Source organism: Frigoribacterium sp. Leaf172 (genome assembly GCF_001424285.1).
GTDB lineage: Bacteria > Actinomycetota > Actinomycetes > Actinomycetales > Microbacteriaceae > Frigoribacterium.
The window spans coordinates 441,480-455,648 of record NZ_LMPB01000001.1; the positions used below are offsets into that span (position 1 = coordinate 441,480).

Annotated in this window: 14 protein-coding genes; 7 read left to right on the forward strand and 7 right to left on the reverse strand. The window is 66.7% G+C overall.

Translation table 11 applies throughout. The annotated features are described in order from the left end of the window. Positions 1 to 106: 106 nt before the first annotated feature. The 3 genes from ASF89_RS02160 (at position 107) to ASF89_RS02170 (ending at position 2,472) form a co-directional block, all read left to right on the forward strand. The gene (locus ASF89_RS02160; protein WP_055811661.1) at positions 107 to 1,369 is read left to right on the forward strand and encodes a DUF3500 domain-containing protein; all 1,263 of its coding nucleotides are present in this window, start codon (positions 107 to 109) and stop codon (positions 1,367 to 1,369) included. Between the two features lie 105 nt (positions 1,370 to 1,474). Beyond that, a complete protein-coding gene (locus ASF89_RS02165) occupies positions 1,475 to 1,894 on the forward strand; it encodes a hypothetical protein (protein WP_055811663.1) in 420 nt (139 codons plus the stop codon). Between the two features lie 185 nt (positions 1,895 to 2,079). Beyond that, complete coding sequence (locus tag ASF89_RS02170) at positions 2,080 to 2,472, forward strand: hypothetical protein (RefSeq protein WP_235483953.1); 393 nt, start codon at positions 2,080 to 2,082, stop codon at positions 2,470 to 2,472. A 533-nt stretch (positions 2,473 to 3,005) separates the two neighbouring features. Here ASF89_RS02170 and ASF89_RS02180 read toward each other — a convergent pair. The 3 genes from ASF89_RS02180 to ASF89_RS02190 form a co-directional block, all read right to left on the reverse strand. Then, a complete protein-coding gene (locus ASF89_RS02180) occupies positions 3,006 to 3,773 on the reverse strand; it encodes a helix-turn-helix domain-containing protein (protein WP_082489818.1) in 768 nt (255 codons plus the stop codon). A 151-nt stretch (positions 3,774 to 3,924) separates the two neighbouring features. Continuing rightward, on the reverse strand, positions 3,925 to 4,578 hold the full coding sequence (locus ASF89_RS02185; protein ID WP_055811673.1) for an HAD family phosphatase: 654 nt from the start codon (positions 4,576 to 4,578) through the stop codon (positions 3,925 to 3,927). A 530-nt stretch (positions 4,579 to 5,108) separates the two neighbouring features. Then, positions 5,109 to 6,536 carry an alpha/beta hydrolase gene (locus tag ASF89_RS02190; protein ID WP_055811676.1) on the reverse strand — a complete coding sequence of 476 codons (1,428 nt, stop codon included), beginning with the start codon at positions 6,534 to 6,536 and terminating at the stop codon, positions 5,109 to 5,111. 73 nt (positions 6,537 to 6,609) lie between these two features. Here ASF89_RS02190 and ASF89_RS15920 point away from each other — a divergent pair, with 73 nt between their 5' ends. Beyond that, the gene (locus ASF89_RS15920) at positions 6,610 to 7,212 is read left to right on the forward strand and encodes a TetR/AcrR family transcriptional regulator (RefSeq protein WP_082489819.1); all 603 of its coding nucleotides are present in this window, start codon (positions 6,610 to 6,612) and stop codon (positions 7,210 to 7,212) included. Between the two features lie 59 nt (positions 7,213 to 7,271). Here ASF89_RS15920 and ASF89_RS02200 read toward each other — a convergent pair whose 3' ends face one another. Beyond that, a complete protein-coding gene (locus ASF89_RS02200) occupies positions 7,272 to 7,883 on the reverse strand; it encodes a TetR/AcrR family transcriptional regulator (protein ID WP_055811684.1) in 612 nt (203 codons plus the stop codon). A gap of 185 nt (positions 7,884 to 8,068) precedes the next feature. Between ASF89_RS02200 and ASF89_RS02205 the strand changes: the two genes are divergently transcribed. From ASF89_RS02205 to ASF89_RS02215, 3 genes are all read left to right on the forward strand, one after another. After that, complete coding sequence (locus ASF89_RS02205; protein WP_162240677.1) at positions 8,069 to 9,370, forward strand: MFS transporter; 1,302 nt, start codon at positions 8,069 to 8,071, stop codon at positions 9,368 to 9,370. A 32-nt stretch (positions 9,371 to 9,402) separates the two neighbouring features. Beyond that, the gene (locus ASF89_RS02210; RefSeq protein WP_055811690.1) at positions 9,403 to 10,545 is read left to right on the forward strand and encodes a serine hydrolase; all 1,143 of its coding nucleotides are present in this window, start codon (positions 9,403 to 9,405) and stop codon (positions 10,543 to 10,545) included. A 67-nt stretch (positions 10,546 to 10,612) separates the two neighbouring features. After that, on the forward strand, positions 10,613 to 11,533 hold the full coding sequence (locus ASF89_RS02215; RefSeq protein WP_235483954.1) for an alpha/beta hydrolase: 921 nt from the start codon (positions 10,613 to 10,615) through the stop codon (positions 11,531 to 11,533). 42 nt (positions 11,534 to 11,575) lie between these two features. Here the strand turns inward: ASF89_RS02215 and ASF89_RS02220 are convergent, their stop codons facing one another. From ASF89_RS02220 to ASF89_RS02230, 3 genes are all read right to left on the reverse strand, one after another. Then, positions 11,576 to 12,478, reverse strand: coding sequence for a DUF1963 domain-containing protein (locus tag ASF89_RS02220; protein WP_055811696.1), 903 nt, complete (start codon positions 12,476 to 12,478; stop codon positions 11,576 to 11,578). Positions 12,479 to 12,737: 259 nt separating this feature from the next. Beyond that, the gene (locus tag ASF89_RS02225; RefSeq protein ID WP_055811699.1) at positions 12,738 to 13,235 is read right to left on the reverse strand and encodes a DUF2231 domain-containing protein; all 498 of its coding nucleotides are present in this window, start codon (positions 13,233 to 13,235) and stop codon (positions 12,738 to 12,740) included. Between the two features lie 36 nt (positions 13,236 to 13,271). Then, a complete protein-coding gene (locus ASF89_RS02230) occupies positions 13,272 to 14,069 on the reverse strand; it encodes a hypothetical protein (RefSeq protein ID WP_055811702.1) in 798 nt (265 codons plus the stop codon). Between the last annotated feature and the right edge of the window lie 100 nt (positions 14,070 to 14,169).

Genomic DNA, 14,169 nt, shown 5'->3' on the forward strand with positions numbered 1-14,169 from the left:
TCGTCTATCGGACGGTCTTACGACACCTGAAACCGATCTGGCCCTCATAACCAGCTCATAGATTTCTCATCGGATTGACCAAGCCGAGGTCCTTAGCTTTGCCCACATGACGAAGACCACGGACACGAACAAGCGCCCGCGCCGCCGCCAGATCCTCCTCGGAACGACCGTGTTCCTGGTCGGGGGCCTCCTGCTCAGCGGCTGCGCCGCCAGCACCACCAGCTCCTCCGCCACGACCGGCTCCGGCGCCACCACCTCGAGCAGCGCGACCGGCGACCTCACGGTCGCTGAGGCCGCGACCGAGGTCACGGAATCGGACTCGAGCACGACAGCCGAGACGATCACGAACACCACCGAGGCCGTCCAGGCGTTCCTCGCCACACTCACCGACGAGCAGAAGGAAGCGGTCACCTACGACTACGACGACGAGACCAAGACGACCTCGTGGTCGAACTTCCCCGTCACCTTCGTCGACAGGGCCGGGCTGAACGTCGCTGATTTGACCGAGGAGCAGCAGGTCGCCGCCCTCCAGGTGCTGGAGGCGCTGCTCAGCGACGACGCCTACGAGACCGTGTCGAACATCATCGCCAGCGACCAGTACCTCGTCGAGAACAGCAGCACCACCGAGTCCTCGCTCGGCCAGTACTACATCGCCCTCTTCGGCGACGCCACCGACACCAGCGCCTACGAGGTCCAGTTCGGCGGCCACCACCTCGGCATCAACGCCACCCTCGACGGCACCGCCGACGCGATCACCTTCGCCCCGACCCACCTCGGCGTGCAGCCCGCGGACTGGACCACCGACGACGGCACCGAGGTGCAGGCCTTCGACGGGATCTACACCGACGCGTTCGCGTTCTACGACTCCCTCACGGCCGAGCAGCAGGAGACCCTGACCTCGGGAGACGTAACGATGTGCGCCCCCGGGGACACCTGCGACTTCAGCACCGGGGCTGGTCTGACCGGAGCCGACCTCACCGAGGAGCAGCGCGAGCTGCTGCTCGACCTGATCGCGAACTGGTCGGGCATGGCTGACGAGGAGAGCGCCGCGACCACCCGTGCCGAGATCGAGGCGACCCTCGACGACACCGTGGTCGCGTGGTCCGGTGAGACGACCTACGACATGACCCAGGGCGACGGCATCAACTTCTCGATCTCCGGGCCGAACGTCTACGTCGGGTTCCAGGCCCAGCAGGGCTCCGCCGGCGCCGACGTCGACGGCGTCTCCACCTCCGGCTGGGGCCACGTCCACACGATCTACCGCGACCCGACCGACGACTACGCGAACAGCGTCGAGCAGCAGGCGGCCACCGGCGGCATGGGCGGCGGCGGCGGCGCTCCCGCCGGCGGCGGCCCCGACGGCAACTAGCCGCCACACACCACGAGAAGGCCACCAGCTCACGAGCGGTGGCCTTCCCGCCCGGGGCGAACAAGCCCCCGACCGCACCCAGTCCATGAAGGAGAAGGCGAACCCATGACGAACCACGACCCCAACCAGCCGCAGAACGCCGGCCCGTTCCCGCCGGCCGGTCCGCCCGTCGACCCCTCGACCGCGCCCGCCCCCGCGACGGCTGCCGAGGCGTCCCCCGCACCGGCTGTCGCACCCAACAGGTCGTTCTCCCGCCGAGTCCTGGCCATCGTCAGCGCGGCTGCACTGGTGGTCGGCCTCCTCATCGGAGGAGGTGCTGGCATCGCCCTCGGCACGACTGTCTTCACCGGCAACAGCAGCAGCACCGAGCAGGGCGGCTTCGATCGCAACGGCACGCGCCCGGACTTCGGCAACGGCGGACCGCCCGACATGGGCACCGCTCCTGACAGCGCGACACCTCCCGCCACAGACGACGACACGTCCACCGACGACTCCGGCTCGACCAGCAGCAACTCGTCGTCCTGACCCGTGGCGGCCCGGACATGACTTCCGAACTACTGACCATTCCGCGGGCCGCGACAGCCCCGGCACTGCGGGACGTCCGGACCGGAGCTGTTCTCAGCCCTGAGGACGCTGCGGCCCGGATCAGCGCCTACGTCTACGGGAACATGGTCGTTCTGGCCGCCCTTGCCTCCCTCAGCCAAGACGCGATGACCTCCGGGCACGCTGCCCTGGTCGTGGCGGGGGTGGCGGCGTCGACGTTCCTGGCTCACGCCGTCGCTGACGGCATAGGGCGTCGACTTCGCTCCCCGCACCGGCTCACCACCAGTCAGCTCGTGGCCGAGCTTCGAGACTCCGTGCCCGTGCTCTCGGCCGCGATCCTTCCCGTGTTGCTGCTGGCCTTCACCGCCTGGTCGAGCATCCCAGGCGTCTGGGCTCAGGGGATCGCGGGGCTCTACCTCGTGATCCGTCTCGGCCTCATCGGAGCCCTCGTCGCGCGGTACCGCGGTGTGCCGAGTTCACGACGTACGGTCCTCGCCGGCCTGACCTTGGCTGCACTTGGTGCCCTGATCACGGTGATCAAGGTCACTGTCGGGCACTGATCCCGTCGGCAGCCTCAGCTAGCTAGCTACACCCCGCAGATGTCCCGGTAGACGATGGCTTACGCGGACACTCGCGGGGTACCCGGTGCTCGCAAAAGAGCGACCAACCAGACGAGCAGCGTCGCAGGGATGAGCAGTTCCATCAGCGACGGATGGTCGATCACAGTGACGCCGTCGATCAGCCAAGTGCAGGTGCGCCCGAGGGGAAACCAGCTCCATCCAGCGTCTCCGAAGACCGATGTACCTGGAGAGAGCTCGCAGCCAATCGAGTCGCCGAACAGCACTTGTTCGACAACGATCGAACCGATCCACGCCACCACGAGTACGGACCAGGGCAGGAATCGAAGGCGGGGATCTCGGACGGCTCGCATCCCACTGCCCTCACACCGCCTCCTCGTAGACGCGTCCTCCCCGGTGATGACCAGCATGGCGCCCGAGTACCAATCGGGCTTATCGACCCTCACGGCCGCCTACGCAACCGAAGCGAGCACGCCCGAGCCGTTCAGTTTGGGGATCGTCCAGAGGGCAGGGCGCTATGCCGCGGATGCGGTCAGCTTCTCTGCGGCGTAACGGGACCATGCCGCCTGCAGAACGGCGAACGTCCCTGCGGCGACGACGAGGAGGAAGAAGGTTACGCCGCCTGCTATCCAGAGCCCTTGCCACTGCGACGGTTCGAGGAGCGCTGCGACGATGACCGGGAGCGGCGATATCAGCCAGAGTCCCACGGCCACGGCTAGAGAGGTGCCTCGCTGACGTCCGTTGGTCTCTTCGAGGCTTTCTGCCCACTGCTGGGCTCCGAAACTGGAACTCAGACGCTTCTGGCGGATCAGCGGAAATGGCGAGAACGTGCTCGACGCCCGAACGAGGTGGACTGCCCCGGCTGCGGCGACCAAGAAAAGAGCACCTAGGCCGATAGCTATGGCGACTTCCACACTCGTCGGGATGACGCCTGCGTCTGCCCCGGCGATCAGCAGCACCACGGGGATGGGTGACGTGACGAACAGTGCCACGGCGAGGGCTATATGGCGCCAGGCGATTCGCGCCGCATCCGAGAAGCTTCTCGCCTCGGTCTCGCTCAGTGCGGACACGGCTTTTCCGTACTCGCTCTCGGGGGCTTCCATGAAGAGGTCTCGCACCGGCACACCCGATGCCTTACCCAGCCGGGAGAGCGTGTCGAGGCTGACGTCGTTCCCCGCCTCGAGTCGTTGGAGAGTGCGAACGGTCACCCCGCTGACCTCTGCAAGGCGCTCCTGAGTCCACCCTCGTTGAGTTCGTAGTTCAAGTATTCGTGTCTCGCTCATGCTGTCCACAGTATGAAGGGCGCTTGAACGGGTCCATGTCAGGGCCCCGACAAGCAGGCGACATCTACCCGACAGTGCCCAGTTCGCGGCTCGATGTCCCTGCCACGTCCGCCCTGAACACGATGTTCCGACAGGGGATGGTCGACCGCACTCAGGGGAGGGTGCGCTCCCACGCTGCGAGCCAGGGAAGAACGTCGCGTAGATCATCGGTATCGGCGGCGGCGGTCGCAGCAGCCCGTGCCGCCAAGCCGGCGTTCAGAGCTAGTGAGGCCGGCAGCGTGTCGAACAGGGGGATGTCTGAGCGACTGTCTCCGATGGCGCAGCACTGGTCAGTCGAGACACCACGTTTGGCTGCGAGCTCGAGGGCGCGGTCACGTTTGTCGTACTCGTCAAAGTGTTCCGCCACGGTGCCGTCATAGACGGTGCCGACGACGTGCACTCGCGGGCCGCCGTTCACGGTGAAGCCGTGGCGCTTCGCGATCGCCTCACTCACGGGCTGCCACGCAAGGGATGCAAGCACTGGCTCGACATCGCGCTCGATGCACCAGGCGACCACAGCGTCGACGCCAGCGATCAGTGGAAGATCGACGAGCCACTCGGCGACGGTCCGAGCCTGAATACCGCGCCATCCTGCGGCGTCGATGACGCTGACTTCTTCGTTGGTCGCCTTGCCCGAGGCGTAGTGCTCCTCGGCAGCGTCGAGCTCGTGCTGGTGGCCGAGCCGCTCGGCAAGGAAGCTGCTACTCGACATGGACCGAACCAACGTGCCGTCGATGTCGAAGAAAGCGATCCCTCGTGCGCTCATGCTCAGAGCGTAGATCGGCCTCGCGCCGTCTCCTGTGTCCCGATAGCCGATCGGTCACCGGGGCGCCGTAGTCGGTACTTGCACCGTGGGCGGCAGAGCAACCTCGTTGAGCTAGTTCGATGCAGCCCAAAGGACGCCGCAGCCCAAGGTCACGATGAGCACGACAGCACTCGCGCCAAGCCATGGCCTCGCGGGAGGTGCCCACGTCTGCTTGCCCCATCCATGGTGACGGACAGTCTTCACAATTCCGACCACGCCCAGAAGGAGACCGGCTACTGCGCCTGCAGCGAGGGCAAGAAGAATGGAATCGGTCCCCGACATGCGTTGAGCCTATGCGCCCGTTAGCTTCACGCAGACGATGGTCTGCTGAGGCGGCAACGGCGCCGGCTGTTCCTTGCCCCTTTGCGGGCGAGGAGCGATGGCAACCCACTTCTGTGGCCTGCCCATTAGGGGATCCCCTCGTGGGAAGCCCCGGTATCGGACCGGGGCATCCCACCAGCATCGGATGCACGGCGGCGTGAGGTGAGTGGTCAAAGACCGAGTGCTGACAAGAACGCGAGCTTTTTCTCGTTGTACGTGTCGGTCCATTTGCCCGGCATCGCCATGTAGCCGTGGCCCAGAATCGCCGAGCTCGCCGGCGGAACGTCGACGGCGTTCGTCACTCCGAGCTGGTCGAGGCGTTCGTGCAGGTTCTCGGCCTGATCCGGGAACGTGCCGGTGTTCCCGTCCGCGATGAACGTGGCGGGGAAGTCTGCGGTCACGTGGTTGGTGACGGATGCTTCCTCAATCAGGGCCGCGGAGGTGCCCACGTAGCTGCGTGCAGACAGTCCGAAGATGAGGTCCTTCACCGGTTGCGGCGTCTGCGTCTCGCCTGTCTTCTCCAGCTCGAGCGCAGGACTGTCGAGCATGACTGCTCGTAGAGCGTCACCTATGACAGGTTCCACTCCGATACTCGCGGCATAGGTCGGGTTGGTCTGGATGTTCGCGAACTGGCCGGCGAGCTGGCCGCCGGCGCTTCCACCTCCGATGACGACGTCGGACATGTTCAGGCCGTACTGCTCGGCATTTTGCTGAAGGAAGGAGACTGCCTGCGAAACTTGTTTCACCGGTGTGGGGTACTTGACGGTCGGGGCAAGGCCGTAATCGAGGCTGACGAAGTTGAACCCACCGTCGAGGACGGGGTCTGTGGTGACGGCAAAACCGCCACCGGGTGCGTTCGGGTCGCCGTCGGACTTAGTCCCACCGATCCAGCCGCCACCGTGGATGTAGATGTAAGTGGGCCGCTTGACCGATGCGTCGTCATCGGCGATGTAGATGTCGAGAAAGCTGCTGGGGTACTCATCGCCGTATCGGACGTCGCTCGTGAGCCCATCTCCGTTCGCTGTCACGCTGACAGCTCCCTCGGGTCCTCGGGGTTGGAACGATGGTGTCTGACCGGCGGCGGCTTGGATAGGGATGGCCACCGCCGCGGGTGCCGCGGCAACCAGGAGCACGACAGCGGAGGTGACCGCGGCGATGACGACGAGAAGGGTGCTCACGACGCTCCGCAGGATGGTGAGAAGGGATCGAGTAGACGCAGTGGCACGCTCCTGCCCGAGGGCGCGGCGACGCGTCCTGCTCAGCTTCCAGAAACCGGCGAAGCACGAGAAGGCAACCACCAGTGCAACCCCCAGGGCCACTGCCCACGCGGGGTACCAGGCGGTCACCAGCCACGCGATCTGCGCGCTGGCGCTGATGATCGCCGAGAGGATCGTCACCCAGGCCGCCTTGCTGCCCCCCGGGCGGCGCCAGGCCACACCTGCGGCCAGCAAGCCCACGAGGAGCAAGGCTCCCGCGGGGGGGTAACGGACGAAGAACGGCTCGGCCCAGGCAACGAGGAGCACGTAAAGGCCACTGGTGAGCAGCGCCCAACGAGTCCAGCGGGGGCGTTCGATTCGGGCGAGGGTCGGGTCGACCATGAGTCCTCCAAAATTGCGGTTGACTGCAACTATACGCTTCAGTGCAGAAGTACAGAAGAGGTAAGGTCGGCGTATGGCTGCAACTTCGCTGAGGGAGCGCTCGAAGGAGCGCCGGTACCGTGCTGTTCTCCTTGCCGGCATGCGGCTGTTCGCCGAACAGGGCTACGACGCGACGACAGTGGCGCAGATCGCTGAGGAGGCGGAGGTGTCGACCCGGTCTGTGTCGGCGTACTTCCCGACGAAGCTCCACATCGCCACGGCGTCCTCGTCCGCGGCGGCTGATCGCTTGATCCTCGCGTTGCGCTCACGTGACGAGGGCGAGTCGATCGTCGATCGTGTCGTTCAGTGGCTCCGCGAAGAGCCGGCTTTTGTTCCGGAGCAGGAGTGGCGGCTCAGAGCCGCCATGCTTGAGCGGAATCCGGTGCTGCAGGGGTCCGGACCAGAGGATTCCCCTCCCCTCCTCGCCATCGCGGCCGACGCGATTGCGGAAGACCTCGACGTCCCGCCGGATCACCCGGGGGTGCAGATCACCTTGGGCATCGTTGCGGGGATCGTCGTGCGGGTGGAGCTGCTCGTCGGAGCACACCGCGAGGACGATGAAACCCTGAAACTGATCCACGATGCCCTCTCAGGCGCTATCGATGCGGTCAGGAGAAGCAGCCGGTCTTCGGACTGATCGCAAGGTCGCGACGCCCTCGAGGCATCGTGCGCTCATGCGCTCATGCGCTCATGCGCTCAGGCGCGCAGGAACGCTAGGAACCCATCGAGGTGCGCGGCGACGTCGACCGTGGGGTCATAGAGCCACTGCATCTGGAGCCCGCGCGCCATGGCGGTGAGTTGACGCGCGGTGAGGTCGAGGTCCAGGTCCGCGCGCAGACGACCCTTTTCCTGCTCACGCTCAAGCTCCCGACGAACGTCGGCATTGAACAGATCGATCCGGTGGTGGGTGAAGTCGTGCCCCGGGTGGTCCTTCCGAATTGCCTCCGCCTGCATGGTGGCGTCGAGCTGGATCAATCCCGGAAAATCCTCGTTCTGTCGCACGAGCTCCGGGAGTGCAGCCAGCAAGCCCCGCTCGGAGAGCGACCGCTCCAGTAGGGGCCGGTCCCGCTCCGCCTGACGGTCGAAGACGGCCTGCAGCAGGTCCTCCTTAGAGGGGAAGTGGTAGCTGAGGGCGGCGTGACTGACCCCGAGCTCCTCTGCGATCTTCCGCAACGACAGGCGCTGGAAGCCGTGCGTCGCGAATATCTCGAACGCACGGTCGATGAACAGGTCTCGCCGCTGCAGTCCGTTCGCGTATCGTCCGCGCCGCTTCGACACGGCCGGCTGTTCCGTTGCCTCCGGCGCCATCTGCTCTCCTTCGATCCGCGAGACCCGCGCCCTGCACCTCATCCTCGCACGAACATTTGCCAAACCGAATAATTGCCGCCTCGAATGCTTGCCATCCTGGACAATTTTGATCTACTGTCAGCCGCAGCCGGATTCGCCGGTACCCACGACGAGGCCTGGCCTCGATGTCTTCGAAGGAGAAGGTCATGACAGAAGCGATTCCGGCGCCCCCTCGCGCGGTGAACGCCTGGTGGGTGGGGACAGTGGCCGGCATGGCGTCCTTCGTCGATGGCGCGGCCCTGAACGGTGTCGGTTTCGCGTTGGTGATCCTCCAGCAGACGATCGGTCTCACCCCCGGGCAGATCGGGGTGCTCACCAGCGCACTCACCTTCGGGGTGGCGGTCGGCGCTCTGATCGGCGGTCGCCTTGGCGACCGCTTCGGGCGGCGTCGGGTGTTCGTGGTCACGATGATCTTCATCGCCCTCGGCGCATCGGTCCCGATCGTGGCCACCGCGTTCCCGCTGCTGCTGCTGGGTCTGGGTGTCCTCGGTGTAGCGATCGGGGCAGATATCCCCGTCTCCCTCGCGACCATCGCCGAAGCGGCGACAGATCAGAACCGCGGCAAGATCCTCGTGATGTCCAACCTCCTCGCCGGGGTCGGCATCGGCGCCGTCGTGCTCGTCGCCACCTTCACCGGCGGGACCGGGATCTTCGCCGCGCAGGCCATCTTCGGTCTCATCGCCGTCGTCGCGGTCATCGTCCTCGCGCTGCGGATTACGATCCCCGAATCCACCAGCTGGCGAGCTGCTCGCCTGGAACAGTCACAGGGCGTGCACACCGTGCGCGCTGACCGCTCGAAGCTGCGGGACCTCATCACGCCCCCGCTGCGCTTCCCGTTCCTCATCCTCGTCGGGTTTTTCACGCTGGTGAGCATCCCGATCACGCTCTTTGGCTCCTACGCGGCCTACATCGGAGCGAACTTCACCGGCACTCCCGTGTCCGAATTCTCCGTGTTCGTGCTGTTCCTCGTACCGCTCGCGATCATCGTGCAGGTCATCTTCATGCGAGTGGTCGACACCCGTTTCCGCCTCACCTTCTTCATCCTCGGCGGAATCCTCTACGTCGCGGCATACCTCATTCCCGTCATCCTCGGGATGAACCTGGCCACGCTCGTCACCACGGTGCTCGTTTCCGGCATGGGCACCGTTTTTTGCGGAGAGCCCATCTTCCGCGTGTGGGTGAACGAGGCGTTCCCGACCATGCTCCGCTCCACCGGCCAAGGCGTCATCTTCGCCATCGCCCGCTTGGTGCCAGCACTGCTCCTGGTCCCCGTGCCGTTCCTTCTCTCGAGCTCAATCAACGGCTTCCTGATCGCCCTCTCCGTCCTCGCCGCCGCCGGGATCGCCGTCGGCTGGTTCGGGGTGCGCAGCGGACGCCTCATCAACGAGTTCCACCACGAGACCGAGAGCATCGACATCACCGCCGCCACTTCGTCCTCAGCATCATGACCACCCCCACCCAGAAGGCCTCCACGCCACCCATGAGCACTTCCGCCCCCACCATCCACGGACACGTCGAACCCGGATTCCAACGCGTCGCCGACGCGTTCACTCAGAACTTCACCGAACGCGGCGACACCGGGGCTGCCTGCACCGTCTATCTCCACGGCGTCCCCGTCGTCGACCTCCACGGCGGCACCTTCCGCCACGGACCGTGGACGGCCAACACCCGCAGCATCCTCTTCTCCGTCAGCAAAGGCGTCACCACCATCTGCCTGCTCATGGCCGTCGAAGCGGGCCATCTCACCCTCGATGAACCGGTCGCCACCTACTGGCCGGAATTCGCCGACCACGGCAAGAGCGCACTGACCGTCCGGCAGCTCCTCGCGCACCGCGCCGGACTCATCGCCCCCGACGAGCCCCTCACAGTGGAGGACCTGCGCGCGTGGCATCCGGTCACCGAGGCCCTCGCCCGGCAGAACCCGCTCTGGGAGCCTGGGACCGCGCACTCATACCACGCCCTCACCTTCGGCTGGCTCGCCGGTGAAGTCCTCCGTCGCACCACCGGACTACGCCCCGCGGACTGGCTCCACCAGCACATCGCCGGCCCCCTCGGCCTCGGACTCACCTTCGGGACCGACCCCGACACCGACCCGGACTTCGCGCTGCAGGAGCAGCCACTCCCCGACACCGCCGCACCACCGTGGAAGAGCCCGAACATCGACATGCTGGCGCGCGTGATGGGGATGAACGGAGCCATCGACGGCCTCAACCTGTTCGGCTCCGCGAACACCCCCGACCTTCTCGGCTTCGAGATTCCCGCTGCGAACATCGTCGGCACCGCCCACGACATCGCCCGCCTCTACGCCGCGACGATCGGCGAGGTCGACGGGATCCGCTTGCTTCAGCCCGCCACCACCCGCGACGCCCGCCTCCCTCAATCGGTCGGCGCGCCGTTCTTCGGACCCGACTCGGGGCTTCGCTGGGGCACGGGATTCATGCTCGACTCCGCCCCCCGAGGCATGGCCGGCCCCGGCAGCTTCGGCCACGACGGAGCCGGTGGTCAGCTCGGCTTCGCGCATGCCGAATCCGGTGTTTCCCTCGGATACGCGACAATCCGCCCCGGCGGCTACCCCGACGACCGCGCCGAGGCTCTCTGCCGCGCTTTGCGCGACAGCCTCTGAAACCCCACTCTTCGAAGGAGAAGAACTCATGCCGCTCGACCCGTTCCTCGTTCCCCTGCTCGAGACCATGCCGACCGTCCCCGCCGAGATCGAGGACATCGCCGCATTCCGCTTGCAGGAGAACGCAGGCGCCGCCGCACTCGCCGAGCAGCTGCTCGAACCCGCCCCACCCGTCCGAAGCAAGCGCACCGTGACCCTCCCCGTCCAGGACGGGGAGATCACTCTCAACGTCTTCCACCCGGACAGCGACGGCCCCCACCCCGTCCACCTCTACTTCCACGGCGGCGGTTGGATCGGCGGCACCATCCACTCGATGGTCATCGACATCCTCTGCCAGGAACGCGCCGCCGGAGCGGACTGCATCGTCGTCGCCGTCGAGTACCGCAAAGCCCCCGAACACCCCTTCCCCACCGCTCTCAATGACAGCTACGCCGCGCTGCTCTGGGTCGCCGAGAATATCGAGAACCTCGGTGCCCGCGCCGACCTGATCACCGTCGGCGGAGGATCAGCCGGCGCCAACCTCGCCGCCGCCCTCTGCCTGAAAGCCCGAGACAACAACGGCCCCGCGATCGCCTTCCAACTGCTGGAAGTCCCCTCGCTCGACTTCACCTTCAGCAGCCCCTCCATCCGCCGAAACGCCACCGGCTACGGACTCACCGAACAGACCCTGCACCTGTGCCGACGCCTGTACCTTCCGTCCGAGGCCGACGCGACCAACCCCTACGCATCACCGCTGCTCGCCGAGAACCTCAGCGACCTGCCCCCGGCGCACATAATGTCGGCGGAATACGACCCCATCGTCGACGACGGCGCACGCTACGCCGAACGCCTCACCCTCGACCGAGTTCCCGCAACGTTCTCCCTACAACTCGGGCACATCCACGGGTCCAGCGCCTTTACGAAAGTCATGGCATCCGCCCGAGCCTGGCGAGAAGAGGGACTACATGCCCTGCGAGCGGCCCACGCTCGAAAGTCACCAGTGAGCTGAACCGCGCCCGGTAGACGATCCTGCACCGGGCGTCAGGTCGTCTCAGTCGGCGCGGATGATGCACCAGGCGCGGTCGAAGGATCGGGCATCGAGGTCGCTCTGGCGCATCCAGACCTCGAGTGGTGACGCGTCGCCGAACCAGCCGTCCAAGGTCGTCCCGCTCTCGATGTCGGCGACGAGTCGATACGAGTCTCCGGGAGCAGCCAGCGGGAGGCACCCGGGGAGGATGTCTCCTCCGGCCACGGTGTGCCCGGCCTGCGAGTAGCCGTAGAGGTGCGTGATGGGAGCGGGTCCGGCGTGGCGGTCTTGTGTTCGTTGCCAGTTCCACATCCTCTGGAAGGCGATCGTCGCCTCCTCGGCAGCTTGACATGCCTTCTCGGTCGTCACGTCGAGATCGAGGGAAGTGGGGATCGAGAACGTCGCCATCGCCGTCACCTCCTGGGCTGCATCGGTCGGGAGGTCGAGATCGTCGGGGGAGCTGGCGAGCAGTGTCAGGTCGGGCTCGGGAAGCCAGCGGACGAGCCAGCCGCCGGTGTCGCCGTCCGCGGGCTCGGTGCCGTAGGTCTCGAGGTCGTGGAAGATCTGGAGGATCCCGTGGTGCGGGAGGTCTTCGCGGGTGTCGGGCCAGCCGGCGCGCATCGCCGAATCCATGACTCCGGATGCCTCGCCCAGGTGGAAGTTGGCGACGTGGGCGAGGGGTTGCCCGTCGCGGCGTCGAGGCCAGTCCTCCTGGGTGATGCCGGCGGCTGGGCCGCCCAGCCAGGACCCGCCGTACATCGCGGTCTCGAGGATCGTGTCGAGACCCGGGTCGGAGCCCTGCTCGGTGTACGCGACGCTGAACTCCACTCTCTCGTCGAGTCTCGCCTCGCGGTACCTCTTCTTCTGCAGCCAGTCCACGATCAGGAAGCGGTAGCTGTGGATGGGCGGGCGGTTCTTGTCCTTCATCGCTGTGGTTCTCGTTTCATCGGCTGAGCTCGTCCCCGCCCATGGTCGGAGCGGGCAGCACGCGGCCTTCACACCTTCCCAGGCTGAACTGCCCATTCGTCTTAGACACCCAGGGTGCCGTGGAACATGCAGACCGTGTAGGACAGCTCACCGCATCGTCTTCGCTTCTGTCCGATAGCCGATCGATATCCGGGCGTGGCCGGCTCGCGTGACGCTTTGCTGTTGGTCAACACAGGGTTGTGCGAGCGGACGGGTGCGCTCAGGTGGCCGACGAATCTGACCAGACGGCCTTCGCGCCTGAGTCGCCGATGCGGACGGTCGTGACGATCCCGCCGATGCTGGTGCCGACGACCAGCACTGTGAGCACGGCGCTGACGACCAGGCGCACGTCGTGCCGGAGGGCCGGCCGTGGGCGGTGCACTTCCGGTGTGAGCACCCAGCGCTGCCACGCCCACTGCGCGACGGCGACGATGAAGACCGCGATCGCCCAAGGCAGCAGGGTGTCGCCCAGCTGCGTGTGAGTCTCGAGCAGGGCGCTGTGGCCGACCCGCTCCTCCAGCGATTCTCCCGACGACGTCGCGAGCGGCACCGCGACTAGCGAGACCAGCGCGATCAGCGGGGTGATGACGCCCAGCCGTCGACGGAGCGCGGGCCAGAACGCGCCGATCAGGATCAGCAGTGACGCCGTCGGGAACGCGACGGTGACGAGGTGGACGATGAGCGGGTGCAGGGGGAGGCCGTTTATCTGCCAGTCCATCAGGTTCTTCTTTCTCGTGTGGGTGGTGCCGGAGGGTCAGACGCGCAGCGCGGGTCGCGCCGGCCGCCGCACCGTGAGGACGACGACGAGGGCCGCGATCGCCGCGAGGAACACGACGCTCGTGACGGTCGACCCGAGGCCGAGCCCGCCGTCGGCTGCCGGCTGGGACAGGAAGTCCCCGACGGAGGCGCCGAGGGGCCGGGTGAGGACGTACGCGGCCCAGAAGGCGAGCACCGACCCGACGCCGGCGAACCGGTGCGCCAGGGCGACGACGGCGATGGCCGCCGCGAACAGCAGCGCCGACGGCAGGTAGCCGAGCGCGAGCTGCTCGCCGAGGAGGTCGCCGACCGCGGTGCCGAGCGCGAAGGTCATCAGCACGGCGGCCCAGTAGAAGGACTCGCGACGCGGGGTCGTGACCTCGTGGATCGAGAGGGTGCCCTCGACGCGGTGCCAGACGACGAAAACGACGGCCAGCGCCGCCGCGAAGACCGCCGTCGACACCCACAGGCTGACCCCGAGCGAGTCGGTCAGCGTGTCGGTGAGGAGGGTGCCGACGACGCTGATCAGCACGACAGCGAGCCAGTAGACGACGGGCACGTAGGCGCGCGTCCTGAACTGCACGACGAGGGCCACGACGAGCAGGACCGCCATCACGATGCTCGTCACAGTCAGCCCCAGGCCGAGCCCGTCGGCGAGGAAGTCGGCGAAGGTCTCGCCGACGGTGGTGCAGAGCACCTTGATCACCCAGAAGGCGACGGTGATCTCGGGGACCTTGTTGAGCAGGGCCCGGCGGTCGGGGGCCGTGGCTCCGGTCGGAACGGCGCGTGTCGTCATGCGATGACGGTCGCGGGTCGCCTCCCAGAAACCGCCCAGAGTCCGAGACGAGGAGGCACGGGTCGGCCCGCCAGGGCATCTGGGCGTTTTCTGGGACGGC